Genomic DNA, 26,599 nt, shown 5'->3' on the forward strand with positions numbered 1-26,599 from the left:
CTCAATCGCGCGTGACGCGCAGCACTTCTTCCAGCGACGTGACGCCCGTGTCGATCCAGCGCTGCGCGTCGGCGCGCATGGTGTGCATGCCCTGCCCGATGGCGAAGGCCTTGATCTCGGATTCCGGGGCCTGGCGATGGATCATGGTCTGGATTTCGGGCGTGACGGTCAGCAGTTCATACACGCCGGTCCGGCCCTGGTAGCCGGAGTTGCTGCAACGCTCGCAACCGACGTGGTGCCACACCGACTTGCGCGCCGGCGTGGCCGGTGTCACGCCGTCGGCCACGGGCGTGCCGGCCACGGCTTCCACTTCTGCGGGCGTGAGTTCGAGCACTTCTTCGCGGCGGCAATGCACGCACAGGCGACGTACTAGGCGCTGCGCCAGCACACCCAGCAGCGACGACGACAGCAGGAACGGTTCGATCCCCATGTCGATCAGGCGCGTCACGGCCGATGCGGAATCGTTCGTGTGCAGCGTCGCCAGCACGAGGTGGCCCGTCAGCGAGGCCTGCACGGCAATCTGCGCGGTTTCCAGGTCGCGGATTTCCCCGATCATCACCACGTCCGGATCCTGGCGCAGGATCGCGCGCAGGGCCTTGGCGAAGGTCATGTCGATCTTCGGGTTGACCTGCGTCTGGCCGATGCCGTCGAGGTCGTATTCGATCGGGTCTTCCACCGTCATGATGTTGGTGGACGATGCGTCGAGCCGCGACAGCGCCGCGTACAGCGTGGTCGTCTTGCCCGAACCCGTGGGGCCGGTGACGAGCACGATGCCGTGCGGCTGGTTGATCAGGTGGTCGAAGCGCGCGAGCGTCTCGGCGCCCATGCCGAGCTTGCCCAGGTCGAGCCGGCCGGCTTCCTTGTCGAGCAGACGCAGCACCGCGCGCTCGCCGTGGCCGGTGGGCAGGGTGCTCACGCGCACGTCCACCGGGCGCCCACCCACGCGCAGCGTGATGCGGCCGTCCTGCGGCAGGCGTTTCTCGGCGATGTCGAGCTGCGCCATGATCTTGATGCGCGAGATGAGCGCGCCGTGCAGCGCCTTCTTCGGGCGCACCACGTCGCGCAGCGTGCCGTCGACGCGAAAGCGCACCACCGAGGCGTTCTCGAACGGCTCGATGTGAATGTCCGATGCGCCTTCGCGCGCGGCCTGCGTAAGCAGCGCGTTGATCATGCGGATGATCGGCGCATCGTCTTCGGATTCGAGCAGGTCTTCCACGGCCGGAATGTCCTGCATCAGGCGCGAGAGATCCACTTCGCCTTCCACTTCGCCCACCACCTGGGCGGCGCTGCCGTCTTGCGCGTTGTAGGCCGTCTGCGTGGCGGTGGACAGCGCTGCCGTGTCGAGCGTCACCAGATGCAGCGCGCCGAACACGCGGCCGAGTTCGGCCAGCGCCGTGCGGGAGGTTTCCGGGCAGACCCACACTTCGAGCGTATCGACATCCTGTCGCGCCACGAGCAGCTTGGCGTCGCGCGCAAATGCGTACGGCACCAGCCGCACGGCCGACTGCGAGGGCGGCTCGAGGGTGCGGGCATCGGCGATGGGGGCTTGGGTCGTGGCCATATCGTTCTCAGCCGCTCTTAGCCACCATTACGCGGCGCGTTGCTGTCGTAGCCGCCGGACGTGGGCGCCGCGAAGTTCTGCAGGCGTGGCTGGCTGCGTGTGGTCGACTGCGGCATCGGCAGGGGGGCGCCCGGCGGCACCTGCACGCCCGGGGCGCTTTTCGGCACGACCGACACATCGCCGTAGTTGGGGGCGGGGCGCACCGTCTCGGGGGCGGGCAGCACCGGCGTGTCCTTGTCGGATGTGGTCGGCAGCCAGTTGGGCGAGACGAAGCCCTGCTGGGTCTCGCGCATGTAGTTGTAGCGGTTGTCGGACAGTGCGCCGGTGGCTTCTGCCGTGCGCAGGATGATCGGGCGCAGGAAGACCAGCAGGTTGGTCTTCTTGCGCTGCTTGGTCTCGGAGCGGAACAGCGCCCCCAGGATGGGGATGTCGCCCAGGCCCGGCACCTTCTGCTCGCCGTCTTGGTAGTTGTCTTCGAGCAGGCCCCCGAGCACGACGATCTGGCCGTCGTTGGCCAGCACGTTGGTCTCGATCGAACGCACGTTGGTCGTCGGGCCCTGCACGGCGTTCTGCGTGCCGTTCACCACGGCGGAGGACTCCTGGAAGATCTGCATCTTCACCAGCCCGCCATCGGTGATCTGCGGCTTGACGCGCAGCGTGATGCCGACGTCCTTGCGGTCGAACGTCTGGAACGGCGTGACCGAGGCGGCGCTGCCCGTCTGTGCGTACGCACCGGTGGTGATCGGCACGTTCTGGCCGATGAGAATCTTCGCCTCTTCGTTGTCGAGCGTGATCAGGTTGGGCGTGGACAGCACGTTGACCGAGCCGTCCGAACCCAGCGCCGAGAGGATCGCGCCGAGCCCCGTGCTCTTGTTGAACACGCCAAAGTTGCCGCCGTTGAGCCCGGACACGTTGCTGCCGGTGATGGTGCCGATGGCCGTCTGCGCCGCCGTGCTGCCGATGCCGCCGCTGCCCACCGTGGCCGCAATCGCACCGAGGTTCAGGATGTTGCCCACGCCGCTGCCGAAGTTCGTGCCGCCAAAGCCGTAGGTGTTGGGCCCGCCCGCGCCGACCATCCACTGGATGCCGAGCTGCGAGGCCTTGTCCGACGTGACCTCCACGATCATCGATTCGATGTAGACCTGCGCGCGGCGTGCGTCGAGGTCGTCGATCACGGCGCGCAGGTTGCGGTAGACCGGCTCGCTGGCGGTGATGATGAGCGCGTTGGTGGCCGGGTCGGCCTGGATGATGCCGCCGGTGGCGGGCGTGTTGTTCTGCCCGAACGACGCTCGGAACGACGAGTTGCCGCTGCCCATGCCGCTGCCCGAGCCGGCGTTGCCGTAATTGCTGTTCTGCGTGTTCTGGTTGAACTGCGAGCCCGTCGTGCTGCCCGTCGGCTGCGAGGTGGCGCCCTGCGCGGCGCTCTGGCCGCCCGGGCCGGTGGCGGCGGAGGCCGACAGCGTGGCGTCCGCCGCGACGATGGCGCGCAGCGTGGTCGCCAGCTGCACGGCGTTGGCGTTCTTGAGCGGCACCACCCAGATGTTGCCGGGGCGTGCAGCGGGCATGTCGAGCTTGGCGATGAGCTGCTTGGCCTGCGCGAGGCGGGCGGCGCTGGAGGCGCGGACCATCACGCTGTTCGAGCGCGGCTCGGCCACCACCGACGTGCGCAGGCTCGGGTCGGACAACGCCGCACCGGCGCCTGCACCGCCCGCGCCACCGGCCGACGGGTCGAGCAGCTTCTGCAGCGTGGCCGCCACGTCGATGGCCACGGCGTTCTTCAGCGGAATCAGCTCGGTCTCGCCCGCGGCCGGCGTGTCGATCGACGCGATGATGCGGCCGATGCGGCGCAGGTTGTCGGCGTAGTCGGTAATGACGAGCGTGTTGTTGGCCGGGTAAGCGGTGATGGTGTTGTTCGGCGCGATCATCGGGCGCAGCACCGGCACCAGGTTGTTGGCCGATTCGTGCTGCAGGCGGAAGACCTGCGTGACGACCTGCTCGCCGCCGCGCGCGCCCGCGTTGCCCACGGGGGAGCCCTGCAGCTTGGCGTCGGCTTCCGGCACGACTTTGGTGAACCCATTGCCCTCGACGATCGCATAGCCCTGCATGCGCAGGATCGAGCCGAGCGATTCCAGCGCCTGCGCGCGCGTCACCGGCTTCTCGGTGACGAGGTTGACGGTGCCCTTGACGCGCGGGTCGACGATGAAGTTCTTGCCGGTGGCCTGGCCCACCGCCTTGACGACCGAATCCAGATCGGCGTTGACGAAGTTGAGCGAGACCTCGTCCCCCGGATTGCCGGGGTTGCCGCTCTGCGCTGAGGTGGCGCTGGGCGGCGCGGCATAGACGGGCATCGAGCCGGCCACCATCGCTGCGCAACATGCCAGGACGATGGCGCGGACGGCGGGTCGGGAAGAGGCGTTGTGCATGGTCTCGTTCATGGTTGTCGGCGCGCTGGCTCGCACGCCGGCGTTCGGTCAAAAGCGTAGTCGATGGTGCGACCCGTCACGCGGGCCCAGCAGGCTCAACAGGCCGATCAGTTGTGGTTCCGACTCCGGCGTGGCACTGGCCACGCCGTCAAAATGTGCGCCTCGGCCAAGCGTACCCTGGCCCTGCAGGGACAGCGGCCCGGCCAGCGTGGACAGGGACAGCTGCATCGGCCCGCCCGCCACGCCGCCAAACGACACCACGGCCTGGTAGCTGCCCAGCGGCCGCACGCGGCTGAGGCTGGATGATACCTGCTCGAGCGTGACGGTCAGCGCGCCCTGGGCGGTGTCCGGCTGGCCTTTGCCGCGCCCGAACTGGCCCGACAGCGGCGTCCATTGCGCGCGCAGCCGGCCGTCCAGGTTCAGCGTGTTGAACGGCGCGCCGATGCCCTGCAGCAGCGAGGCGGGCAGCGTCATCGCGCCCGCTTCGGCCTCCCAATGGCCGGGCGACACCGTCAACGTGACGGCCTTTTCCAGCGCCCGGTCGTGCGTGAGGTGCGCGCGCAGCGTGCCGGTCAGCAGCGGCAGCATGTCGATCGACCACGACAGCCGGCCGGGCAGCACGGTCGCATCGGCGCCGCCGTTGCCGGCCGTGAGCGCCAGCGTGGCGCTGCCGTGCCATAGCGTGCCCTGGCTGTCGGCCAGCAGCACGCGCTGCCCGGTGGCCGCAGCCACGCGCTCGGCAGCCCACGCGGCCGGATACTGCATCACGACCGTCACGGCAACGGCGAGCAGCGCCGCGACGGCCCACAGCACGCTCCAGCCGAGGCCCGCGCGCTCGTCGGCGTCGGCACGGCGGCGCAGGCGCAGCGGCGGCAGCGATTCAATGCGCATCGGCACGGTCGGCTCGTCAGTGGCCGGCGGCGGCAGGGCCTTGCAGCGTCGCCGTCACGTTGACCAGGGCGGTGGCGCCCACGTACCTGATGCTCGCGTCGATCACCTTCATGCGCTGGGCCTGCCGCACTTCCTGCAGCCATTCGGCGACGGCGCCAAACGGCACCTTGTCGAGCTGCACCTGCACACTCTCGCCCGACATTGCCATCCGCGTGGCCTTCAGGCCGTGGTTGGCGAGGCTCGTGGTGAGCGCCTGCTGCAACTCGGCGCCGTGCGGCACGGGCGCGGCGGCAATGGCGGACAGCGCGCGCGCCTCCTGGCCGAGCGTTTCCATCTCGGCGAGCTGCGTGCGCATTTGCGGCAGCGCTTTCTCGATGCGGCGCTGGCCTTCGAAGGCGGGCTCCCAGAGCAGCAGATACAGGATGACCAGCAGCAGGATCACGCCGCCGCCGGCCAGGATGCGGCGCTCGCGCGGCTCGCGCTGGTTCCAGAACGTCGTGGCCGCATCGCGCACGGAATCCGGCACGCCAATGCGCGGCAGGCGGCGGGACGTGGAGGAGGGGGAGGAAGTCGCCATGTCGGAAGCGTTATTGGGCGATGGAGACCGTCCAGCGCGAGCCCGGCACGGTGGCTTCGGCGCCGCGCGGGGCCTCGGCCGCGTCCATGTTCAGGCCGACGTTGCGGGCCGCGGTGCGCAGGGCGGCGGTGTCGGTGCCGTCCTTGAGCGTGACGGTGAGCGCGCGGCCGTGGTAGTCGAGCGCGAGCAGCGCATCGGGCGCGAGGCCCGTGGCTGCCTGGGCAAAGCGATCGGCCAGCGGCAGGAAATCCTCGGGCGCCGATTTGCCGGCGGCCAGGCGAAGCTGCTCGACCTGGCGCCGCATCTGCGCGGGCGGGTCGAGGATCACCGGCGTATTCGGGAACGCCGTCTGCAGTTGCGCGCGCATGGCGGTATCGAGTCGCTTCTGCTCGGCGCGCAGCGTGAGCCAGCGCGCGTTCATGCCGATCAGCTGCACGGCCACGATGAGCACGGCCAGCGCGATGGGCAGGCGCCACAGGCTCCAGTCCATGCCGGCCACGCCGCCGCGTGCAAAGTCGAACTGGCAGAGATCGGCTTCGCCTGAGGCGAGGGCGTCGCGGGCGCCGGCGGCCCAGGTGGACCAGTCCAGCGTGGCGGTGGCCGGGTCTGCCGATAGGCCGGGGGCCAGCGCGCGCAACGCGGGCGAGACCATCAGCGTGGCCGGCGTGGGCGCAATGGCGAGCCAGTTGGCGACGTTTGCCGGCAGCAGGCGCAGGCCATAGCCCTCGGCAGGGCCGGTGCGTACGGTGATGTCGACCGCGACGGGCGCGTCCGGGTCCGTCGGCGGTGCCGCGTCGAGTGCGATGGTGGCCGGGGCGACGGGCGCTGCTGCCGCCACCGCAGGCACCTCGGCAGGCGCATCGAGCGACGGCTCCGCGCGCACGAGCTCGCCCGCCGCTTCCGCAGTCGGCGCGGGCACCGGGGCGGCCGTTTCAAACGGTACACAAAGCTGCGCAGGCAACAGATGGCACGTGCGGTGTTTGTGCACGGCGAAGGTATCCAGGATGAAGCGCACCCATGCCCGGTCGGCAATCATCAGCGCGCGCGACTGCGGCTCGCGCGGCGCGCGCCAGCCGCGGGCCGGTGCCGCACGCAGGCGCGGGCCCAGGGCGATATGGCATTGCTGCGCGTCCTGCACGAGGCGGTCTTCCACGAGGTTGGGCAGGGCCAGGCGCAGCTTGGGCGTTGCCAGCGGCGGCACGTTGGCCGGCACCAGCAGCACGTCGGCGGCGGGCAGCAGCAGGATCAGGCGGTCGGCCCCGGGCAGCTCGTCGGGCCGCGACGTGCCTTCGCGCTGGATGCGCTGGGCGCCTTGCGCGCCTTCCTCGCGCACCAGCGCAAACGGCACGGAGGCCAGTGCCCCCGCCGACCAGCGTTCGGGCGATTGAATGGGCCGGTGCGGCAGGCGCACGTACAGGGAGGTCGTCAAACCGCTCCTCTATTGATTTTGAGAGTTTGGGTGCGGGCTATCCACGGAGCCGAGAGAGCCGTCCGCTCGCGCAAAACCCGCGATGCTGAACGATGCGGATGACAATACGGCGAAGGTCGGGGCCTGTCTATAACTGGCGGCTACACAAAAAGAGGGGTGTTGCAGCGTCGTCATGACGGAATCTCGTCGATACGGCGGACCCACACGATACGGGTGGCGGTATTGTTCACGGGGTCGCCGCGTGAAACAAGCGCCACTTCGCCGATCTGCGCACGCTCGTGGCGCGCCATCCCGTAGACCAGGAAATAGTGCGTCTGCACGTCGAGCAGGTTGGCCGCCGCCGTGGTGTCGGCCCCTGGCGCGATGCCGCGCAACTGGTTGGTGACGTCGCCGATGTTGCGGAAGTACGCGCGGTCGCGCGCCTGCACCAGCGCGCGTGCGCGGTCCAGCCCGAGGTTGGGGATCACGGCCGCCAGCACCTCGGTGCTGGCCGTGTTGGCGTTGATGGGCGTGCGCGTGGGCAGCACGATCACGTACGGGCGCAGCTTGCGTACGATGTCGGCGGTGTAGCCGGGAATCGTCAGCAGGCTGTCGGCGCTGTCGAGCGGGCGCGGGCCGTTGCTCGCTTCGCTGCCGCCCCCGCTGTCTTCGCCGCCTGGCTGGCCGCCCTGGCTTCCTTCAACGGACTGGAAACCGCCCATCATCTGCGCCAGGTACGTCGCCGTGACGTTGGCCAGGCTCGGGTCGATGTTGAGCGACTGCAGCAGCAGCCCATACGCCTTGATGCCGTCCTTGTCGCGCGCGGTGACGACGGTGCGCGCGCCCAGCGTCTGCATCGTCAGCAGATTCATCAGGTTGAAGCGCGCCTGGGCATCGAAGATGCGGCCCGACAGGTACGAGGCCTCGCCGGCGGTATCGGTGCGCAGCGAGCTGCCGAGAAAGTCCGACAGCTTGGTCTCCTGGATCGGCACGGCCCACACCTCGCCGAGGTGGTCGACCGCGCCGGTGCGGCGTTGATCGTCGCGCAGGATCAGGCGCGCCCAGTCGATGCCCGCGCGGGCGATCCACGTGGCCTGTGCCTTGAGGCGCTGGTTCTCGACCGCGCGGATCTCCACCTGCTGGCGCCACAGCATGCCCGAGACGATCACCACCGCGAGCGTGACGACCAGCAGCGCGGTGATGATGGCCGCGCCGCGCTGGCGTGATCCACGCTGGGGCCGTCGACGGGAGCATCGCGCCATGTCAGAGCCCCGTCATGCAGATGCGCGTGAAGCGCTGCGGCGTGCCTTGCGGCGTCATGCGCACGAGCAGGGCGAGTTCCATGGCGCGCACCGAAGCGGCCGGCACGACCACACCGGGGTTGTTGCCCGGCACGCCCGACGCCGCCGGGGTGGACGCCGACGGCAGGCCGCTCAGCGTGGTCGTATTGCTGCCGGCGGGAAACAGCGCCGCCGACAGCGTCCCGGCGTTGTCCATCCAGCCGCCGGGTTCGATCCAGGCGCGCGCGCTGATGCCTTCGACGTTGGTCGCCAGCACGTAGCGCGCCGCACCGGGGCCGCCCTGGCGCAAGCTGTCCAGCGCGCCGCGCAGGTCGCCGCGGTTGGTGATGGGCGCGCTCTGCAGACGTTCGAGCCGGCCGTCGACGATGCGGTAGACCACGACCTGCCACGCGGGCGGCTGGCCATCGTCGCGGCGGTCGCGCACCAGTAGCACGCGGTTCGCGTCCATCTCCACCGGTGCGCGCGAGAGCGTGTTGGGGTCCGCCAGTTGCGTGCAATCGGCATCGAACTGGGCGTAGGCGGTCTTGAGCGCCTCGATGCGTTCGTCGCGCTGGGCCAGCGCCTCGTGCGTGCGCGTCATGCTGTCCAGCCCGCGCCAGGCGATGACGGCCAGGATGGCCAGCAGCGTGATCGCCACCAGCAGCTCGAGCAGGGTGAAGCCGCGTGCGCGGTGCTTAGAAGACATTGCGCGCGTCGTTCGGCAGCAGCGTCACGAGCCAGGCCAGGCGCACGGACTTGGAAGCATCGGCATAGACCGACACCTCGGCGCGGCGGAACACCGGGTTGGGCGTGGTCGCGATGGTTTCTTCGCACCACAGCTGCGTATCGCCCTGCGGGCACGCGAAGCCGCGCGCCCCCGGGTCGGGAAACGCGCGCGACAGGCGCAGGTTGGCGAGGTGGTTCTCGGCACTCCAGGTGGCGATCATGCGGGTCTGCAGCGAATCGCTGGCGGTGGTCATGCTGCCCATCGCGCGCATGGTGGCGGTCAGCGCCACGGCCACGATGGTCAGCGCGACGAGCACCTCGAGGAGGGTGAAGCCCCGCAGGGCGGAGCCACGCGGGCGGGTCATTGCGTTTCCGTCAGCACGCGGGGGCCGCCGTCCGACACCACATCGACGCGCGAACCCTGCGAGGTCAGCGCCACGCGCCAGGGCAGGCCGATGGCCTCGCGCCCGAACACCAGCCGCTGCGGGGCGCCGGGTGCGGCCGCTGCACCGGCGACGATCTGAACGCCATCCATGCCTTGCCGCCAGTGGCCGGGTGCCAGCACGTCGCGCGTGAGCAGACGCCAGCCGTTGGGTGTCGATTCGTAGAAGCGCCAGCCCTGCGTGTCGCCTTCCCAGGCCACGGGGCGCGAGGTCAGTTGCGCCTCTTCCTGTGCCAGCTCGATGAGTCGCGCCAGCTTCTGCGCGTCATCGTTCAGCTGCGAGCGCGGGTTCGGGGTGGCGTTCACTGCCACCACCCCCAGCACGATGCCGATGATGACCACCACCACCAGCAGCTCCAGCAGCGTGAAGCCCTGGAAGCGCCGGGCGCGGTGTCGGTTGCCGAGCATGGACGGTGATGGCCGATGGCGCGGGCTCAGTTGTCCCAGTTGCCGATGTCGGCGTCGTTGCCCGTGCCGCCGGCCTGGCCGTCGGCGCCAAAGCTGAAGACGTCCACTTCACCGCGCACGCCGGGGTTCAGATATTGGTACGGATGGCCCCACGGGTCTTTGGGCAGGCGTTCCAGATAGCCGCCGCCCTTCCAGTTGTTGGGGATGGGCTCGGTGGTCGGCTTGGTGACCAGCGCCGCGATGCCCTGTTCGGTGGTCGGGTAGCGGCCGTTGTCCAGGCGATAGAGCTTGAGCGCCTGCGAAATGGAAGCGATGTCCTGCTTGGCGGCGATGATGCGCGCCTCGTCGGGCCGGCTCATGATTTTCGGCACCACCAGCGCGGCGAGAATGCCCAGGATCACCACCACCACCATGATCTCGATGAGGGTGAAGCCGCGCGCCGCGCGGCGGGCGTGTCCGGCGAGGGCGCGCTGGCGGAAAGAGGAGCGAAGTTGGCCTTGCATCATGGCGAGAGAGTTGGCAATGGGAGTAAGAGACACAGTATATCTGTGACATATGACCATAGATCGCGCGGCACGGTCATGCAGCGCCCGCCGTAGAGCCCTCCTCCAGGCCGTTCACCGAGCCGGCACGAATGGCGGATAGAATCAGCGCATTCCTACGGTGCTCCGGCCATTTCATGAACGCTCGACAGTCGTCTCGCCTGCTCAGCCTTGTCCTGTTTGCTGCCTTGTGCGCGCTGTTGACGCATTGGGTGCTGACGCTGTCGTCGCTGCGCTCGCTGAGTGTGCCGCGCGAGGCCCGCGTGGCCCAGACCGACGCACTCGAGACCGGGGCGGCCATCACGCTGTTCGGTGGCGGCCCGCAGAACGGCCCGCGCGACGTGCAGGTGATCGGCGTGGTGGCGGACCTGGCCGATGGCTCGGGCGCGGCGATCGTGTCGGTGGACGGCGGCGCACCGCAGGCCGTGCGGGCCGGCAAATCGCTGTCGTCGAACCTGAAGCTGATCGCAATCAAGGCGCGCTCGGTGGTGATCGAGCGCAACGGTGCGCGCCAGGAGATTCCGCTGCCGGCCAGCGCCGTCGCCGCGGGCGTCTCGCCGGCCAATCGCAATGCCCCGGCCATGCCGTTGCCGCCGTCGGGCGCCGCGGCGCCGCTGTCGACCCCCGCCACGCCGCCTTCACCCGGGCCCGCGCCGTCGGTGGCGAACAACCCGGCCAACACGGCCATGCCGGGGGCCATGCTGCCGATCGCCCCGTCGCAGCTGAATACGGGCGAGAACGGCGTGGCCGAGGGCGGCATTGCCGGCCCGCGCCATCGTGCGGCCGCCGCCGCGCGCAAGGGCGAGGCTACGCAGCCGGGGGCTCCGCAGCCGCCCCAGGAGTAAGCCCGCAGCGGCGCCGCCGTGCGGCGGCGCGCGCATATTACAGCGCATGTCATTGGGGTAACAGCGTGTAAAACACGGCAACGTGCCGTCATTGTCGGGTTCTAATCGGCTACACAGTCCATGTGAAAAGGAGCTGACCATGACCAACAAACGTGCTGTCCAAACCTTTCTTGCCACCTCGGCCCTGTTCCTCGCCATGTCCGGTGTGAACGTCCGTGCGCAGGAGGCCAGCGCCCCCGCTGCCAGCGCCCAGGCACCGGCTGCCGCACCGGCGCCGCAGTCGACCGGCCGCGCCGGCAAGCCGGGCCACCACGGCGGGCTCAAGGCCATCGACACCAACGGCGACGGCCAGGTCTCGCGCGACGAAGCCAAGGGTCATGCCTGGCTCGAGAAGAACTTCGACCAGATCGACACCAACCACGACGGCCAACTCAGCAAGGACGAGCTGGCCGCCTGGCACAAGGCGCACAAGGGCGAAATGCGCGAAAAGATGGCGCAGCGCTTCGACGCCAAGTTCAAGGCCGCCGACAAGGACAACGACGGCAGCCTGACCAAGGACGAGGCGCAGGCCGGCATGCCGCGCCTGGCGAAGAACTTCGACCAGATCGACGCCAACCACGACGGCAAGATCACGCCGGACGAGATCCGCGCATACATGAAGGCCCGCCACGATGCCCGCAAGGCGCAGCAGAACACGCCTGCGGCCGCGGCCATGCCGGGCGGCCCGTCTGCCACGAAGGGCGAATAACCCGACCGTTGCGGCACACGCGGCGCCTGCGGGCGCCGTTTTTCATGCGCGCAAAACAAAACACCCCGATGGCGAGCCACCAGGGTGCGGGTCCAGCAAGCGCGACGTTGAGGGCGTCAGGCCGGCTGATCGTCGGCCTTGAGCACGCCGCGGCGCATCTGGTCGAGTTCGATCGACTCGAAGAGCGCCTTGAAGTTGCCCTCGCCGAAACCTTGGTTGCCCTTGCGCTGGATGAACTCGAAGAAGATCGGGCCGAGCTGGTTTTCCGAGAAGATCTGCAGCAGCAGGTCGCCTGGCGCACCGTCGATCAGGATCTTGCGCTTCTTGAGTTCCGCCACGTTTTCGCCATGGCCGGGGATGCGCTTGTCGACCAGCTCGTAATACGTGTCGATCGTGTCGAGCAGCTTGATGCCGTTGGCGCGCAGTGCATCCACCGTGTGGTACAGGTTGGTCGAGCCCAGGGCGATGTGCTGGATGCCCTCGCCGTGGTACATGTCCAGGTACTCCTGGATCTGGCCCGGCTTCTCCGTCCCTTCCTCGTTGATAGGGATGCGGATGTTGCCGCACGGGCTCGTCATCGCCTTGCTCTTCACGCCCGTGACCTGGCCTTCGATGTCGAAGTAGCGCACTTCACGGAAGTTGAAGAAGCGTTCGTAAAACTCGGCCCATTCCTTCATGCGGCCACGGTAGACGTTGTGCGTCAGGTGGTCGATGTAGGTCAGGCCATGCCCGGTCGGGTTCGGGTTGGCGCCGGGGATCGGTACGAAATCGACGTCGTAGATGCTGATGTTGCCGATGTCGCCCGCCTTGGCGCCGTTCTTGCCCGTCCAGCGGTCGACCAGGTAGATCAGCGAATCGCCGATACCCTTGATGGCCGGAATGTTCAGCTCCATCGGGCCGCTGTGGGTGTCGAAGCCCCAGGCGCCGAGTTCCAGCGCGCGCTTGTAGGCGAACGCGGCGTCCTGCACGCGGAACGCGATCGCGCAGATCGACGGGCCGTGCAGGCGCGCAAAGCGCTGCGCGAACGAATCCGGCTCGGCGTTGATGATGAAGTTGATCTCGCCCTGGCGATACAGCGTCACGTTCTTGTGGCGGTGCTTCGCGATGGCGGTGAAGCCCATGTTCTCGAACAGCTTGCCCATGGCAACGGGGTCCGGCGCGGCGTATTCGATGAATTCGAAGCCGGCGGTGCCCATCGGGTTTTCCCAAGGCGTGAATTGCATGGCGATGTCTCCTGCGGGGGCCGCACGTGTGGGGTGCTGGCGCTTTGACGATCCTCGCAGTGTAGGAGTGTCAGGGAAAGCAAAAATTGCGAAGTTGTGCCCACCTTGCTAAATTTGCGCAAGAAAATTGCCGAATTGATTGGTGCGGAGCAACAAAATGAATAAAGTCGAGCTCGACAAGATCGACCGCAAGATCCTTGAGGTTCTCCAGCACAACGGCCGCCTCACCAACCTGGAGGTCGCCGAGCGGGTCAATCTGTCGCCCAGCCCGTGCTTGCGACGCATTCGCCGTCTGGAGGAGAGCGGCGTGATCCGGCAGTACGCCGCGCTGCTCGACCCGGCCAAGATCGGCCTGGGCCTGTCGGCGTATATCAACGTGCGGCTGGAAAAGCAGGGCGGCGCGCCCAAGGGAAAGGGGCCGTCCGACCTGTTCCGAGCGGCCGTCGCGACGTGGCCCGAGGTGGTCACGTGCTACGCCATGACCGGCGAGATGGATTACCTGCTCAAAGTGTTCGTGGAAGACATGGAGCACTTCGCGCGCTTCATCCGCGACCAGCTGCTCGCGCACCCGGCGGTGATCGATGTGAAGAGCAGTTTTGCTTTGGAACGGATCAAGGATACGACGGCGTTGCCGGTGGTGGTTTGAGGCGAATCACGTTGGCGCGGAACGCTGGATGATCTGTCCGCGCACCATGGCCGTAGGCGCCGTCTGAAGATTCCCGCCGTTGTTGTGAACGTTGCCGGACACCATACCCCGTAGCTCGACGGTGCCCCCCTCGACGATCACGTCGCCTGCCATCATGCCGGGAATCACTGCAGTACCAGATTCGCATCCCGCGAAAGCCGCCACTTCCCATCCGCGCCCTTGCGCAGGATCGTCAGCGTATAGCCGGACCGCCGCACCGTCTTTCCGTCCGGCATCGTCATGCTGATGCGCAGGAAGTTCCGCAGATACGCCACCTCACCAAACACCTGCACCTCCTGAATGTCGCTCGTGCCGTCGACCTGCACGTCCTTCATACCGCCGGACATCTTGGCAAAGGCTTCCTTGCCGAAGGGCGGCTGGCCGGGCGTCATGAAGACCGCGTCGTCGGTCATGAGGCTCAGCACGGTGGCGACGTCGCCGGTCTTGCTGGCGGTGATCCAGGTGTCCACTACGTTGCGGATGGCGCGTTCGTCGTCGGTCGTGGCGATGCGGGTGTCGGTGGGGCGGGGCATTCACTCTACACCGCACGCGGGGTCGCGGACGACCCTGCCCCTCGTTGGCAGTTCTGCTGTCGAGGGGCAGGGTCGCCAGCGCGGGGCGCAGGAGGGTTAAGGGGCGTTGATGTCGGCGCTTCAGCGGCTACTGGCTGGCAGTCGGATCGTCCTTCGGATCGACGTACTTGATATCCAGCGGGCCGGTGCCGTGGATCTGCACCACGGTCGTCGACTTCGTGAACGCGTAGTGATGCGCGCCACCGGGCAGGTAGTGGTAGCCGCCTGCCTTGAGGGCGTGCGCCGCGCCCATGTCCATCGTGTCGCCGGCACCGAGGTAGAGCGTGCCGGAGATCACCGTGAGGTTCTCGGTCTGCGAGTGCCAGTGCGGCGGCACCTTGTAGCCGCCGGGCGCCTTCAGGCGGACGACGTACGGCCCCTCCTTGGAGGGGTCGCCCTGCAGCACTGCGAGCTTGGCGCCCTTGGGCAGACCGGGCGGCGCGTCGACCCACTTCATGGCGGACGGGTTTGTCATCGCCATGTTGCTCATGGCGGCGTCCTGGGCGTTGGCGGGCAACGCGGCCGCGTACAGCAGGGCCGCAGCAAGCAGCGGCAATCGCACGGAGGATGTGTTCATCGTCGTCTCCTTCTGGCCTTGGCATCGGCTCGCAGGCGACCGGCGCGGTCGCCTTGAAGGGCGAGAGGTGCCTTGCCCTCATCGTAGGGAAGCGACCCGTGCGGCTGACAAGCGCGCAATTGCACTAGGGCCGTCCATTTGGGACGGGGCGCGCCGGGCACAGGCGCCCGGCCGCGCGGTCTCAGGCGGCCATGGCCTCCGGATAGACGCGGATCTCCAGCGCATGGCCATCCGGATCATCGAAGTAGATGGCCGTTGCCATGCCGCGTGCGCCGTGGCTTTGTCCAACCTGGCCGTTGCGCCGGTCGAACGGCGAGCCGCCATAGACGATGCCGCGCTGGATGAGCCGTGCGTGGATGGCATCGAACGACGCGCGGTCGAGGCTGAAGGCGAGGTGTTCGACCTCCAGCGTGTCGACCTGCCGCAGGTCCAGCGTCAGGTCGTCATTCACCCGCACAACATCGAATGGCCCCATGCGCCCCTCGTGCGCGAAGCCGAGCACCTGCGTGTAGAAGGCGACGGAGCGGGCGGTATCCCGCACCCGCAAGATGGTGTGATCGAGCACAATCATGGCGAATCTCCTGTTAGCCGACATAGCGAGCGATGACCATGCACACCAGCGCCACGGCCAGCAACGGCGCCGCAACGCGATGCGCCAATGCGGGCCGCTTGCGCAGCGCTCCTTGCACGCCGACCGCAACGATGGCCGCCAGGGCGCCCATCATCAGCACCGTGCGCGGCCAGCCGAGCAGCCCGGCGTGGACGAACGCGCCCAGCGCCACGCCGGTGAGCACGGCCACGGTAGCCGCGCCCATCTGCGGGCGGAACATGACAGCGGCATTGGCGCCGCCGGTGCGGGCGAGCATGAAAGTGGACCCGGCCCAGAACACCGTGGCCATGGCGTGAAGCGCAATCAGCAGAATCCATCCAAATTGCATGACGACTCCCCGTTTGAAGGTGATGGATTGACGCCAGAACAGCGCGCCGACCGGTGTGCAACTCTTTGACATCGAATAGTTCGATATCTATCATAGACGGGTATGAAGCCAATGCAAGCCCATAGCGTTCCTGTGGGATTCCTCCTCGCGCAGACGGCCAAGACCACGGCCCGCGCATTTGACGATGCGCTGCAGGCACACGGCGGCTCGCTGCCGGTCTGGCTGATCCTGAAAGCGCTGATGCAGGGCGGACACCGCACGCAGGCCGAGCTGGCCGCCACGGTCGGCGTGCAGGGGCCGACGCTGACGCACCACCTCAACGGCATGGAAAAGGGCGGCCTGCTGGTCCGCAGCCCGCTGCCGGAGAACCGTCGCGTGCATCAGGTGGCGCTCACGGACGCCGGCCGCGTCCTGTTCTTCAAGCTGCGCGATGCGGCAATCGCATACGACGCGCGCCTGCGCGCCGGCATCGACGAAGCCGATCTGGACGTGTTTCGTGCGGTGCTGCGCAAGATGGCGGCAAACGTGGGCGCGTCGCCGGAAGACGAGGCCGCTGGCTGAAGTTGGGCGCGCCAACAAAAACGCCCGGTCAGAGCCGGGCGTTTTCTTTGGCGGGATCGATCAGACGGTGCGCTTTTGCGGCACCAGCGAGCGCCAGAAGCGCTGGCCGAAGCGGCGTGCATTGCGCAGGTTGCGCTTGAGCAGGTAGTCGAGGTCGGCCACCTGTTCGTCGATGGCCTCGCTCAGTACGCTCATCGTGTCGGCGGGCGGCAGTTCCAGGTACGCATCGGCCTCGCCATAGGCGTATTGCACGCGCATGCCGGCTTTCTTGGCGATGTGCATCATGGCCGCGTTGCGCGACAGGCAGTGCATGTACAGCGTGCGCACCTTCGTGTTGCGGCCGTGGATGGCGGCACGCTGGAACAGCGCGCTACCCACGCCCTTGCCGCGCGCCGATTCCGACACCGACACGCCAAACTCGGCCACGCGCCCCTGCGGGTTGTCGCGCAGATACGCGAGGTGGCCCACGCCGACCAGCTCCAGCCGGTCGTCATACACGCCAAAGACCTTGTCGTGGTCGAAGTCGATGCTGTCGACGTACGCTTCGATCACGTGATTGCCCACCACCTGGCCAAAGCGCAGCAGGCGGTCTTCTTCGCCCAGGGCCAGCAGGTGTTTGAGCAGGCGCGACCGATGGTGCGCGGCAAGCTCACGCACCAGCACGGTGGAGCGCGGCGCCCCTTGCGCCGCTTCGGTCTTGTCGATGTCGTCCTGGGTGACGACGCCGATGGCCTTGCTCAATTCGAGCGGGTTCACGACAGGGTTTCCTATTCCGAGCGCCCCTCCACGCGGGGTCGCGAAGTGATCAGCCGAAGGCGGAACATCCGCCTTGGGGGCACGCAAGCGGCATGCGCCCGCGTGTTGTGCAACGCACCATGCGATTGTAGGCCAATCAGGGATTTCCCGTAAGCCTCGTGTCAGCTTCCTGCCAAGAAAGCCTCGTCACCCCTTGATGTAGCGCGGGTGAGTGCCGGCCCGCAAGATGTTGTGTGTAAGCAACGCTCAATGCTGCAGTGCGCAAAAGCGAAGCGGCGAGCGCTTTCCAGACGAGGTTTTCCTCTCCGTTTTGCAAGCGGCGGGACCGGTCCCGCAACGCCGCTCCACAGTAGCCGTGCGAAGATGCGCCATCAAGCCGCCGCCGTCTCCGGATTTTCCATGACTTCTTCGCGCATTCTCGTGGTCTACGCGCATCCTGCCCCGCGCCGCTCCCGCGTCAACAAGCCGTTGGCGCGCATGCTGGCCGGCCTGCCCGGCGTGGCCATGCACGACCTGTACTGGCATTACCCCGACTTCGATATCGATGTGCGCACCGAGCAGGAAGCGCTGGAGGCGGCCGAGGTGCTCGTCCTGCAGTTTCCGGTGCAGTGGTATGCCACGCCGTCGCTGCTCAAGGAGTGGATCGACGTGGTGTTCGAGATGGGCTGGGCCTATGGGCCGGGCGGCACGGCGCTGCGCGGCAAGCACATGATGGTGCTCGCCACCGCCGGTGGCCGGGCGCATGCGTACAGCCAGGACGGCATCCATGGCCATGCGCTCGACATGTTCCTGCTGCCGCTGCAGCAGACCGCCGCGCTGTGTGGCATGCACTGGCAACCTCCGCATGTGCTGCACGACGCCGACGACGCGCCCGACGAGGCCATCGACGCCCACATTGCCCGCGTGCGTGCCGCGCTGCAGCCTTGGCTGCCCGAAGGGCACGCTGCCACGAGCGTCCGGGCCTGACGCTCCCTGACCTTTTCGCTCATGCAATCGCACGACCTGCTCGTCAATTTCGTCATCTACCTGGCTGCGGCCGTGGCCGCGGTGCCGCTGGCGCGCCGGCTGGGGTTGGGTTCGGTGCTCGGCTACCTGCTGGCCGGCGTCATCGTCGGGCCTTGGGGGCTGCGGCTCATCACCAATGTGCAGTCGATCCTGGATTTTTCGGAATTCGGCGTCGTGCTGATGATGTTCGTGATCGGCCTGGAGCTCGAGCCGGCGCGGCTATGGTCGCTTCGGCGCAGCATCTTCGGCTATGGCGGGCTGCAGTTGGCGGTATGCGCGCTGGCCGTCGGCCTGGCGGTGATGGCCGTCGGACAGCCGTGGCGCGCGGCCGTGGTGGCGGGGTTGGGGCTCGCGCTCTCGTCCACGGCGATTGCGCTGGCCACGCTCACCGAACGCAACCTGATGCGCACGCCGGCAGGCACGGCCAGCTTCGGCATCCTGCTGTTCCAGGACATTGCGGCCATTCCCATGATCGCCCTGCTGCCGCTCCTGGCGCCCGACACGGGCGACGCCTCGGGCGCACACAGCTGGATGGCCGCCGCCAAGGCGGTGGGCGTGGTCGCAGCGGTCATCTTTGGTGGCCGCACGCTGCTGCGGCCCGTGCTGCGTGCCATCGCGCGCACCAACATGCGCGAGATGTTCACCTCCTTCTCGCTGCTGCTGGTGGTGGGCATCGCGCTGCTGATGCACAGCGTGGGCCTCTCGATGGCGCTCGGTGCCTTCATCGCCGGCGTGCTCCTGGCCGATTCCGAATACCGCCACGCGCTGGAAACCGACATCGAGCCGTTCAAGGGTTTGCTGCTGGGGCTGTTCTTCCTGGCCGTCGGCATGTCGATCGACTTCGGCGTGCTGATGCGCCAGCCGCTGGCGGTGGCGGTGTTCGTGGCGGTGTTCCTGGTCGTGAAGATCGGTGCGCTGCGCGTGCTCGCCACGCGCTTCGGTATTGCGCGCGGGCAGGCGTGGCTGTTCGCGTTCCTGCTGTCGCAGGGCGGTGAGTTTGCGTTCGTGGTGTTTGGCCCCGGCGTCGCCGGCGATGTGCTCGGCCAGGAGATGGCCGCCACGCTGAACCTGGTCGTGGCGCTCTCGATGGCCGCCACGCCGCTGCTTCTGCTGCTCCACGACAAGGTGCTGATGCCGCGGCTGATGGACGGCAAGAAGCGCGCGCCCGACGCCATCGGCCCGCAGGATAACGAGGTCATCATCGCCGGCTTCGGCCGCTTCGGCCAGATCGTCGGCCGCATGCTCTACAGCCAGGGCTACAGTGCGACCGTGCTCGACCACGACCCCGACCAGATCGACATGCTGCGCCGCTTCGGCTTCAAGGTGTTCTACGGCGACGCCACGCGCATGGACCTGCTCGAAACCGCCGGTGCCGACAGGGCCCGCATGATGGTCGTCGCCATCGACGACATGGAAACCAGCCTGGAAGTCGTCGACCGCGTGCGCGAGCGCTTTCCGCACCTGCAGCTGTACGTGCGGGCGCGCAACGTGTCGCACGTGTATCAGCTGCGCGACCGCGGCGTGCACGTGATCGAGCGCGAGATGTTCGAGGGCTCGCTCATGCTGGCGCGTCGTGTGCTCGAGGGCCTGGGCAAGGCGCCGTACGAGGCGCACCGCATCGCACAGACCTTCCGCCGCCATACGCTCAACTCGATGGACCAGGTCTACCCCGTGTATCGCGACCAGAAGAAGCTGGTCTCGCTCGCCCAGCAGGGCCGCGATGAACTGGCCGAGATGTTCCAGCGTGACCGCGTGCAGCGCAAACGCCTGCGTGAATCCGGCATGCCGTGGGGCGAGGGCGATGTCCACAGCGAGGTGGAAAGCACACAGCCCGACGCTGACCTCGCCAACGAAGTCGACGGCGGCGAGCCCGGCACGCCGATCGACTGCCCGGCGCGCGCGGGCCTCCGCCGGGACGACTGATGCGGGGCTGCCCAGACAAAAAAAGGAGCGGCCCGGCGCTCCTTTTTTGTTTGGGCCGATCGGGCGGCGCGCTACACCGCCACGCTCACATTGCGCCGCAGCTCGCACGTGGCAAGCGAGTCCGCATCGCCGCGCAGCAGCAACTGGCCGTTGCCGATCAGTTCCCGGCAGCGCCAGAAGACGAACCAGTCGCTGGCGAGCAGTCCGTCGATGGCGCCCATGATGCTGCCGACCACGTCGCGCGCGCTGGCCCAGTCGGTGGGCACGTGCTCAAGGATCACCTCGTCCACGGTGCCGTACGACACCGGCACCAGCGTGTTGCCTTTCCAGAGGCGCACGTCGGCGTTCTCGCGCACGGTCTGCTGCCATTCGTAGGCCAGCCGCCCGATACGCAGCACCGACACCGGCGCGATGGTCGAAAACCGCCGCGCCAGCCGCGCCCCCGAATACATGCCGATGGCCGTGAGCGGCCCCTGGCCGTTGGGCGCCTCAAGTTCACGCACATCCATGCCGACTTCATTGATGCGCTGGGGCGATTGATGCAGGTGGAACGCCACGCGGCGCAGCATGAGCTGGTCCGAGGCGCTCTGGCCGTGCCAGATGGCGACTTCGGTGGCGGCTTCGCGCAGATCCGCCAGCGACGCCAGGGCGTCGCGCATCTCGGAAGCGAAGTCGATGTTGCTGCTCGGCGCCACACGCTGCCAGAAGCCCGAGCGCGCCATCGCCACGCTGTCGACGTCGGCCAGCGGCCCGACGGCAAGATCGTCGCGCAGTACGACTACGGAATCGGGGCGGCCAGCCTGTGCGAGCGCCTGCTTGAGCGTGGCGCCGGCAACATCGCCGTTGACGACATGGATGTATTGCATGGCAACAATTGTAGCGAGAGTGTTGCCGCTTCGCTTTCGTTTTGCGCAGGTCTGGCGGTATTCCCTTGCGCTGCGTCATCGTGCTTGCCGAAAGGGCGGATAACCCCACGGGCAACGCTCAGGACGGCGTGCGAGAATCGCCGTTTTGTTGCAGACCATAACTAAGAACAGGTGAGGAAACAGCCATGAACCTTCCGTCGTTCGGGCAGCGAATGCGCCCCTTGATGTTGTCCGTGCTGGTGGCCGCCGGCGCGCTGGCGGCCGGTCAGGCCGCAGCCGTGCCGCCCGCCGAGATCTACAAGCGGGCTCAGCAGGAAAAGCCCGCGCTCATCGAGACCATGAAGACGCTGGTGTCGATCGAATCCGGCAGCAAGGACATCGAAGGCCTGGACAAGATCGCCGGCGTGATTGCGGAACGTTTGCGCGCCCTGGGCGGCGAGGTCAAGCTGATCGACCCGAGCGACCACGCTTACCGCATGGCCGACACGCCCGAGAAAATCGGCAAGATGGTGCTGGCGCGCTTCAAGGGCGACGGCAAGCGCAACATCATGCTGATCGCCCACATGGACACCGTCTACCTGAAGGGCATGCTCGCGCAGCAGCCGTTCCGCATCGACGGCGACCGCGCCTACGGCCTGGGCATCGCCGATGACAAGAACGGCGTGGCGGTCATCCTGCACACCATCGCCATCCTGCAGGCCGTCAACTTCAAGCAGTACGGCACGCTCACGGTGCTGATCAACGGCGACGAAGAGATCAGCTCGCCGGGCGCGCGCGCCATGCAGGCGAAGCTGGGCGCCGAGCAGGACGCCGTGTTCTCGTGCGAAGGCACGCGCGTGACGTCGGACAAGCTGTCGCTGGCGACCAGCGGCATCGGCGCGATCCTGCTGGATGTGAAGGGCAAGGCCTCGCACGCTGGCGGCGCACCGGAGCAGGGCCGCAACGCACTGTACGAACTGTCGCACCAGGTGCTGCAGATGCGCGATCTCTCCAGGCCCGAGACCGGCCTGAAGGTGAACTGGACGGTGGCGCAGGCGGGCACCAACCGCAACGTGATCCCCGCTGTGGCCAGCGCCCAGGCCGATGTGCGCCTGCTGCGCGCGGCCGACGCCGACAAGCTGGAAGAGACCATCAACGAGCGCATCAAGAACAAGCTGATCCCCGACACCCAGGTGACGGCCCGCTTCGAACGCCGCCGCCCGCCGCTGGAAGCCACGCCCGCGTCGCGCGCGCTGGCCGAGCATGCGCAGAAGATCTACGGCGAACTGGGCAAGACGCTCGAGATTGACGACAAGGCCGAAGGCGGCGGCACCGATGCCGCGTTTGCCGCGTCGAAGACCAAGGCGCCGGTGATCGAGCGCTTCGGCCTGGCGAGCTTTGGCGCGCACTCCAACGATGCCGAATATGTCGATCTCAATTCGATCGTGCCGCGCCTGTATCTGCTCACCCGCATGATCATGGACGTGTCGCGCGACCGCACCGGCGCCGCCAGGTAACCGCACTGCAACGCGGCGCGTAAGCCTTACACGCGCCGCGGTACACGTCCCTCGCGAAGCCGCCGTCCGGTGGCTTCCACTGCCCGGGTGCCGGGTATTCCGCTTGCTTTCCCCTGACGCATGTCTTCAACTCCGGCCCCCCGCGCCGGTGGAGCACGCGACATGACAGAGCATCGGCCGGACCCTGCCCATGAATCGGATGGATCGCCCACGCGGCCGAGCCGGCGTGGCTTTCTGCAAGGCGCTGCGGTAGCGGCCACGGCGCTGGCGCTGGCGCACGATGCGCCTGGCGCACAACGCTCGGCGGCGGCGCCCGCCCGCGCGCCGGCCGCCCTTGCGCCGGCGCGGCCGGTGTCGCTCAACATCAACGGCAAGCCGTATGCGCTGTCCCTGGAGCCGCGCGTGACGCTGCTCGACGCGCTGCGCGAAGTGCTCGGCCTGACCGGCACCAAGAAGGGTTGCGACCGCGGCCAGTGCGGCGCGTGCACCGTCCTCGTGAATGGCCGGCGCATCAACAGTTGCCTGACGCTGGCGATCATGCACGAAGGGGACGCGGTCACCACCATCGAAGGCCTGGCGCGTGCGCATGACGGGGCGGTCGACCGGGCCTCGCTGCATCCCATGCAGGCCGCGTTCCTCGAGCACGACGCCTTCCAGTGCGGCTATTGCACGCCGGGGCAGATCTGCTCGGCGGTGGCGGTGCTGGAGGAGGCGCGGCGCGGCATGCCAAGCACCGTCACGTCGCCAGCCGCGCTGGGCAACCAAGGCCCGGTGACGCTCACCGAGGACGAGATCCGCGAACGGATGAGCGGTAACCTCTGCCGTTGCGGCGCGTACCCCAATATCGTGGCGGCGATTCGCGTGGTGGCTGCCAAACCGGGCAACACCGTTTGAGGAGGCGCCATGCAATCGATTGCCTATGACCGTGCGTCTTCCGTCGAGGCCGCCGTGCGCCTGGGCCGTGAGCCCGGCGCGCGCTATATCGGCGGCGGGACGAATCTGCTGGACCTGATGAAGGGCGGCGTCGAGCAGCCCCAGCGGCTGGTGGACGTGAGCCGCCTGCCGCTGGCCGACATCCGCCAGTTGCCCGACGGCAGCCTGCGCCTGGGCGCGATGGCGCGCAACGCCGACACGGCGGCGCATCCGCTGGTGCGTACGCATTACCCGCTGCTGGCCGAGGCGATCGTCTCCGGCGCCTCGGGCCAGTTGCGCAACATGGCGACCAACGGCGGCAACCTGATGCAGCGCACGCGCTGCCATTACTTCTACGACACTGCGTATCCGGCTTGCAACAAGCGGCAGCCGGGCTCCGGCTGCGCGGCGCGCGAAGGGTTCAATCGCATGCACGCCATCCTCGGCGCGAGCGAGGCGTGCGTCGCGACACATCCGTCCGACATGGCCGTCGCGTTGACCGCCCTGGATGCCACGGTGGTCGTGCACGGTGCGCATGGTGAGCGCCGCGTTCCGATCGAGGCCTTCCATCGCCTGCCCGAAGCGCACCCCGAAGCCGACACCACGCTCGCGCCCGGCGAGTTGATCGTCGCCATCGATCTGCCGCCGCCGGTGTTCGGCACGCATGTGCACTACCTGAAGGTGCGAGACCGCGCGAGCTATGCGTTTGCGCTGGTGTCGGTGGCGGCGGCGCTGGCGTTGCAGGCGGATGGGCGGACGATCCGCGAGGCGCGCATCGCCTTGGGCGGCGTGGCGCACAAGCCGTGGCGCGCGCACGGGGCCGAGCAGATGCTGGCGGGGCAGGCCATCGACCCGCAGCTGTTTGCCCAGGCCGGTGCGCTGGCGGTGCAGGGTGCGCAGCCGCTGCGCGACAACGGCTTCAAGGTGCCGCTCGCCCAGCGCGCCGTGGCGCGCGCGCTGGCTGTCGCGGCCAACCCGACGGGAGGTGTGGCATGAGCAACGTCGGCCAACCGCTGGACCGTACCGATGGCCTGCTCAAGGTGACGGGGCAGGCGCGCTACTCCGCGGAGTTCCAGTTGCCGCGCCTGGTGCATGCGGTCCTGGTGCAGAGCACCGTACCGGCCGGCCGCATCACGCGGGTCGACACGCACGTCGCGCAGGCCATGCCCGGCGTGCTGCTGGTGATGACGCATGAGAACGCGCCGCGCCTGCCCAACGGCGGCAAGCCCGCGCTCGAGCCGCCGGCCGGCCGCGTGCTGTCGCTGCTGCAGGACGACCAGGTGCACTACAACGGCCAGCCGGTCGCGCTGGTGGTGGGCGACACGCTCGAGCACGCTCAGGCCGCGGCTCGCATGGTGCGCGTGGAGGTCGCGCAGCAGCCGGCGCGGCTCGATTTCGAGACGGCCCGCGCGGATGCGCACTCGCCGGGCAAGGTGCAGAACCAATCGGCGGACACCACGCGCGGCGACATGGCCTCCGGCATGGCGCAGGCCGCGCAGCGCATCGAGGCCGTCTACGGCACGCCCATGGAAACGCACAACCCGATGGAGCCGCACGCCACGATCGCCGTGTGGGATGGCGACGCGCTCACGCTGTACGACAGCACGCAGTATGTCTCGGGCGTGCGCCGCACCGTCGCCAAGACGCTGGGCATGTCGCCCGACAAGGTGCAGGTGGTGTGCCCGTTCGTGGGCGGCGGGTTCGGCTGCAAGGGCTCGGTGTGGTCGCATGTGGTGCTGGCGGCGATGGCGGCGCGGCAGGTCGGACGGCCGGTCAAGGTGGCGCTGGAGCGCCCGCAGATGTTCGGCCCCGTCGGCGGACGTCCGCGCACCGAGCAGCGCATCGCACTGGGCGCCGCCCGCGATGGCCGCTTCACCGCCATCTCGCACGATTCGCTGACCACCACGTCGATGATCGAAGACTGGACCGAGCCGTGCGCCATCGTCACGCGCATGCTGTACGAGACGCCCAACCAGCGGACCACGCATCGGCTGGCGCGCCTGAACATTGGTACGCCGACGTTCCAGCGCGCCCCCGGCGAGGCCACCGGCACGTTTGCACTCGAAGTCGCGCTCGACGAAATGGCCTACGCGCTGGCCATCGACCCTGTTGAGCTGCGCCTGCGCAACGACGCCCGGCAAGATCCGGAAAAGCGCCTGCCGTGGTCGAGCAAATCGCTGGCGGCGTGCTACCGCTCCGGTGCAGAACGTTTCGGCTGGGCGCGACGCGATCCGCGGCCGGGCAGCATGCGCGAGGGCAAGACGCGCATCGGCTGGGGCATGGCCACCGCCACGTACCCGGCCAACCGCAGTCCGGCCGGGGCCGCCGCGCGGTACTTGCCGGACGGCACGGCGCAGGTCGAATCGGGCTCGCAGGACCTCGGCACCGGCACCTACACGGTGATGACGCAGGTGGCGGCCGATGCCATGGGGCTGCCCGTCGACCGCGTGCACTTCGATCTGGGCGACACGCGCATGCCGGAGGCGCCGGTGTCAGGCGGCTCGCAGAGTGCGGCCAGTGTGGCGCCGGCCGTGCAGGCAGCGGGCCAGCAGGCGCGCGATGCGTTGATTGCCGTGGCGATTGCCGATGCGAGCTCGCCGCTGCATGGGCTGGGCGCCGGCGACATCACCGTGGCGGACGGCATGCTCACAGCCCGCAGCGGGGCGCGCGAGCCCGTCGCGGCCGTCGTTGCGCGCCACGGCCGTCCCATCGAGGCGACGGCCAAGGTCCAGCCGGGCGAAGAGAAGCAGAAGTTCTCGATGCACTCGTTCGGTGCGGTGTTTGCCGAAGTGCGTGTTGATGCGGACCTGGGGGTGATCCGCGTCTCGCGCATCGTGGCGAGCTATGGCGTGGGGCGGCTGCTCAACGCGAAGACCGGGCGAAGCCAGCTACTGGGCGGCATTGTGTGGGGCATGGGCATGGCCCTGTTCGAAGCGAGCCTGCTCGACCCGCGCTACGGTCGCATCGTCAACAACAACCTCGCGGAGTACCACGTCCCCGTCAACGCCGACGTGCCCGACATCGACATCCTCGTGCTCGATGAGGCCGACCCGCACATCAACCCCCTTGGCGCCAAGGGTATCGGCGAGATCGGCATCACGGGCGTGCCGGCGGCGATTGCCAACGCCGTCTATCACGCCACCGGGCGGCGTGTGCGCGAACTCCCGATCACGCTCGACAAGCTCATCTGAGCGGGCGCGCATGAAAAAGCCCCGCTGGCGCATCACCGGCGGG

At 68.3% G+C, this 26,599-nt stretch carries 27 protein-coding genes; 10 read left to right on the forward strand and 17 right to left on the reverse strand.

Annotation, left to right across the window (positions count from 1 at the left end):
* Nucleotide 1 precedes the first annotated feature (1 nt).
* The 10 genes from gspE to gspG all read right to left on the reverse strand — a co-directional run bounded on the left by gspE (nucleotide 2) and on the right by gspG (nucleotide 10,222).
* Nucleotides 2-1,561 (reverse strand): type II secretion system ATPase GspE, encoded by a 1,560-nt coding sequence (gspE, locus tag KHN96_RS18665; RefSeq protein WP_062737724.1) that lies wholly within the window; start codon nucleotides 1,559-1,561, stop codon nucleotides 2-4.
* 17 nt (nucleotides 1,562-1,578) lie between these two features.
* The gene (gene gspD / locus KHN96_RS18670; protein WP_045785141.1) at nucleotides 1,579-3,996 is read right to left on the reverse strand and encodes a type II secretion system secretin GspD; all 2,418 of its coding nucleotides are present in this window, start codon (nucleotides 3,994-3,996) and stop codon (nucleotides 1,579-1,581) included.
* Between the two features lie 36 nt (nucleotides 3,997-4,032).
* On the reverse strand, nucleotides 4,033-4,875 hold the full coding sequence (locus KHN96_RS18675; RefSeq protein WP_045785140.1) for a type II secretion system protein N: 843 nt from the start codon (nucleotides 4,873-4,875) through the stop codon (nucleotides 4,033-4,035).
* A gap of 16 nt (nucleotides 4,876-4,891) precedes the next feature.
* Nucleotides 4,892-5,452 (reverse strand): type II secretion system protein GspM, encoded by a 561-nt coding sequence (gspM, locus tag KHN96_RS18680; RefSeq protein ID WP_045785139.1) that lies wholly within the window; start codon nucleotides 5,450-5,452, stop codon nucleotides 4,892-4,894.
* A gap of 10 nt (nucleotides 5,453-5,462) precedes the next feature.
* Complete coding sequence (gspL, locus tag KHN96_RS18685) at nucleotides 5,463-6,881, reverse strand: type II secretion system protein GspL (RefSeq protein WP_045785138.1); 1,419 nt, start codon at nucleotides 6,879-6,881, stop codon at nucleotides 5,463-5,465.
* 170 nt (nucleotides 6,882-7,051) lie between these two features.
* Nucleotides 7,052-8,122 carry a type II secretion system minor pseudopilin GspK gene (gene gspK / locus KHN96_RS18690; RefSeq protein ID WP_062737725.1) on the reverse strand — a complete coding sequence of 357 codons (1,071 nt, stop codon included), beginning with the start codon at nucleotides 8,120-8,122 and terminating at the stop codon, nucleotides 7,052-7,054.
* Nucleotide 8,123: 1 nt separating this feature from the next.
* Nucleotides 8,124-8,846 (reverse strand): PulJ/GspJ family protein, encoded by a 723-nt coding sequence (locus KHN96_RS18695; protein WP_045785136.1) that lies wholly within the window; start codon nucleotides 8,844-8,846, stop codon nucleotides 8,124-8,126.
* Nucleotides 8,836-9,231 carry a type II secretion system minor pseudopilin GspI gene (gspI, locus tag KHN96_RS18700; RefSeq protein WP_045785135.1) on the reverse strand — a complete coding sequence of 132 codons (396 nt, stop codon included), beginning with the start codon at nucleotides 9,229-9,231 and terminating at the stop codon, nucleotides 8,836-8,838. Before gspI ends, KHN96_RS18695 begins: the two co-directional genes overlap by 11 nt.
* Complete coding sequence (locus KHN96_RS18705) at nucleotides 9,228-9,716, reverse strand: GspH/FimT family pseudopilin (RefSeq protein WP_045785134.1); 489 nt, start codon at nucleotides 9,714-9,716, stop codon at nucleotides 9,228-9,230. The genes gspI and KHN96_RS18705 overlap by 4 nt, the downstream gene beginning before the upstream one ends.
* A gap of 26 nt (nucleotides 9,717-9,742) precedes the next feature.
* The gene (gspG, locus tag KHN96_RS18710; RefSeq protein ID WP_045785133.1) at nucleotides 9,743-10,222 is read right to left on the reverse strand and encodes a type II secretion system major pseudopilin GspG; all 480 of its coding nucleotides are present in this window, start codon (nucleotides 10,220-10,222) and stop codon (nucleotides 9,743-9,745) included.
* A gap of 173 nt (nucleotides 10,223-10,395) precedes the next feature.
* Between gspG and KHN96_RS18715 the strand changes: the two genes are divergently transcribed.
* Nucleotides 10,396-11,103 (forward strand): type II secretion system protein N, encoded by a 708-nt coding sequence (locus tag KHN96_RS18715; RefSeq protein WP_062737727.1) that lies wholly within the window; start codon nucleotides 10,396-10,398, stop codon nucleotides 11,101-11,103.
* A gap of 139 nt (nucleotides 11,104-11,242) precedes the next feature.
* Entirely contained in the window at nucleotides 11,243-11,851 is a 609-nt protein-coding gene (locus KHN96_RS18720; RefSeq protein WP_045785131.1) for an EF-hand domain-containing protein, read from the forward strand.
* A 116-nt stretch (nucleotides 11,852-11,967) separates the two neighbouring features.
* Here the strand turns inward: KHN96_RS18720 and hppD are convergent, their stop codons facing one another.
* On the reverse strand, nucleotides 11,968-13,074 hold the full coding sequence (gene hppD / locus KHN96_RS18725; protein WP_062737728.1) for a 4-hydroxyphenylpyruvate dioxygenase: 1,107 nt from the start codon (nucleotides 13,072-13,074) through the stop codon (nucleotides 11,968-11,970).
* Between the two features lie 157 nt (nucleotides 13,075-13,231).
* Between hppD and KHN96_RS18730 the strand changes: the two genes are divergently transcribed.
* Complete coding sequence (locus tag KHN96_RS18730; protein ID WP_045785129.1) at nucleotides 13,232-13,720, forward strand: Lrp/AsnC family transcriptional regulator; 489 nt, start codon at nucleotides 13,232-13,234, stop codon at nucleotides 13,718-13,720.
* Between the two features lie 164 nt (nucleotides 13,721-13,884).
* Here the strand turns inward: KHN96_RS18730 and KHN96_RS18735 are convergent, their stop codons facing one another.
* From KHN96_RS18735 to KHN96_RS18750, 4 genes are all read right to left on the reverse strand, one after another.
* Nucleotides 13,885-14,292: an SgcJ/EcaC family oxidoreductase gene (locus KHN96_RS18735; protein ID WP_062737729.1), complete on the reverse strand. Its 408-nt coding sequence runs from the start codon at nucleotides 14,290-14,292 to the stop codon at nucleotides 13,885-13,887.
* A 127-nt stretch (nucleotides 14,293-14,419) separates the two neighbouring features.
* Nucleotides 14,420-14,908: a cupin domain-containing protein gene (locus KHN96_RS18740; RefSeq protein WP_045785126.1), complete on the reverse strand. Its 489-nt coding sequence runs from the start codon at nucleotides 14,906-14,908 to the stop codon at nucleotides 14,420-14,422.
* A 181-nt stretch (nucleotides 14,909-15,089) separates the two neighbouring features.
* The gene (locus KHN96_RS18745) at nucleotides 15,090-15,479 is read right to left on the reverse strand and encodes a VOC family protein (RefSeq protein WP_181817650.1); all 390 of its coding nucleotides are present in this window, start codon (nucleotides 15,477-15,479) and stop codon (nucleotides 15,090-15,092) included.
* Nucleotides 15,480-15,492: 13 nt separating this feature from the next.
* Complete coding sequence (locus KHN96_RS18750; RefSeq protein ID WP_045785124.1) at nucleotides 15,493-15,846, reverse strand: hypothetical protein; 354 nt, start codon at nucleotides 15,844-15,846, stop codon at nucleotides 15,493-15,495.
* Nucleotides 15,847-15,948: 102 nt separating this feature from the next.
* Between KHN96_RS18750 and KHN96_RS18755 the strand changes: the two genes are divergently transcribed.
* Nucleotides 15,949-16,407, forward strand: coding sequence for a MarR family winged helix-turn-helix transcriptional regulator (locus KHN96_RS18755; RefSeq protein WP_211888729.1), 459 nt, complete (start codon nucleotides 15,949-15,951; stop codon nucleotides 16,405-16,407).
* A 60-nt stretch (nucleotides 16,408-16,467) separates the two neighbouring features.
* On the opposite strand, the gene KHN96_RS18760 is transcribed toward KHN96_RS18755, so the two are convergent.
* Complete coding sequence (locus tag KHN96_RS18760; RefSeq protein WP_102080196.1) at nucleotides 16,468-17,163, reverse strand: GNAT family N-acetyltransferase; 696 nt, start codon at nucleotides 17,161-17,163, stop codon at nucleotides 16,468-16,470.
* A 399-nt stretch (nucleotides 17,164-17,562) separates the two neighbouring features.
* Here KHN96_RS18760 and kefF point away from each other — a divergent pair, with 399 nt between their 5' ends.
* Nucleotides 17,563-18,129 carry a glutathione-regulated potassium-efflux system oxidoreductase KefF gene (kefF, locus tag KHN96_RS18765; RefSeq protein WP_045787682.1) on the forward strand — a complete coding sequence of 189 codons (567 nt, stop codon included), beginning with the start codon at nucleotides 17,563-17,565 and terminating at the stop codon, nucleotides 18,127-18,129.
* A 21-nt stretch (nucleotides 18,130-18,150) separates the two neighbouring features.
* Nucleotides 18,151-20,091, forward strand: a complete 1,941-nt coding sequence (kefC, locus tag KHN96_RS18770) for a glutathione-regulated potassium-efflux system protein KefC (protein ID WP_045785121.1) — start codon at nucleotides 18,151-18,153, stop codon at nucleotides 20,089-20,091.
* A gap of 71 nt (nucleotides 20,092-20,162) precedes the next feature.
* Here the strand turns inward: kefC and KHN96_RS18775 are convergent, their stop codons facing one another.
* Complete coding sequence (locus tag KHN96_RS18775; RefSeq protein ID WP_045785120.1) at nucleotides 20,163-20,957, reverse strand: DUF1835 domain-containing protein; 795 nt, start codon at nucleotides 20,955-20,957, stop codon at nucleotides 20,163-20,165.
* Between the two features lie 185 nt (nucleotides 20,958-21,142).
* Between KHN96_RS18775 and KHN96_RS18780 the strand changes: the two genes are divergently transcribed.
* The 4 genes from KHN96_RS18780 (at nucleotide 21,143) to KHN96_RS18795 (ending at nucleotide 26,556) form a co-directional block, all read left to right on the forward strand.
* Nucleotides 21,143-22,453 carry a M20/M25/M40 family metallo-hydrolase gene (locus tag KHN96_RS18780; protein ID WP_045785119.1) on the forward strand — a complete coding sequence of 437 codons (1,311 nt, stop codon included), beginning with the start codon at nucleotides 21,143-21,145 and terminating at the stop codon, nucleotides 22,451-22,453.
* Nucleotides 22,454-22,615: 162 nt separating this feature from the next.
* Nucleotides 22,616-23,347: a 2Fe-2S iron-sulfur cluster-binding protein gene (locus tag KHN96_RS18785; protein WP_062737733.1), complete on the forward strand. Its 732-nt coding sequence runs from the start codon at nucleotides 22,616-22,618 to the stop codon at nucleotides 23,345-23,347.
* 9 nt (nucleotides 23,348-23,356) lie between these two features.
* Nucleotides 23,357-24,361 (forward strand): FAD binding domain-containing protein, encoded by a 1,005-nt coding sequence (locus tag KHN96_RS18790; protein WP_062737734.1) that lies wholly within the window; start codon nucleotides 23,357-23,359, stop codon nucleotides 24,359-24,361.
* Nucleotides 24,358-26,556: a xanthine dehydrogenase family protein molybdopterin-binding subunit gene (locus KHN96_RS18795; RefSeq protein ID WP_062737735.1), complete on the forward strand. Its 2,199-nt coding sequence runs from the start codon at nucleotides 24,358-24,360 to the stop codon at nucleotides 26,554-26,556. Before KHN96_RS18790 ends, KHN96_RS18795 begins: the two co-directional genes overlap by 4 nt.
* The last annotated feature ends 43 nt before the right edge of the window (nucleotides 26,557-26,599 follow it).

The sequence above is a fragment of the Ralstonia mannitolilytica genome, assembly GCF_905397375.1.
Taxonomy (GTDB): domain Bacteria; phylum Pseudomonadota; class Gammaproteobacteria; order Burkholderiales; family Burkholderiaceae; genus Ralstonia; species Ralstonia mannitolilytica.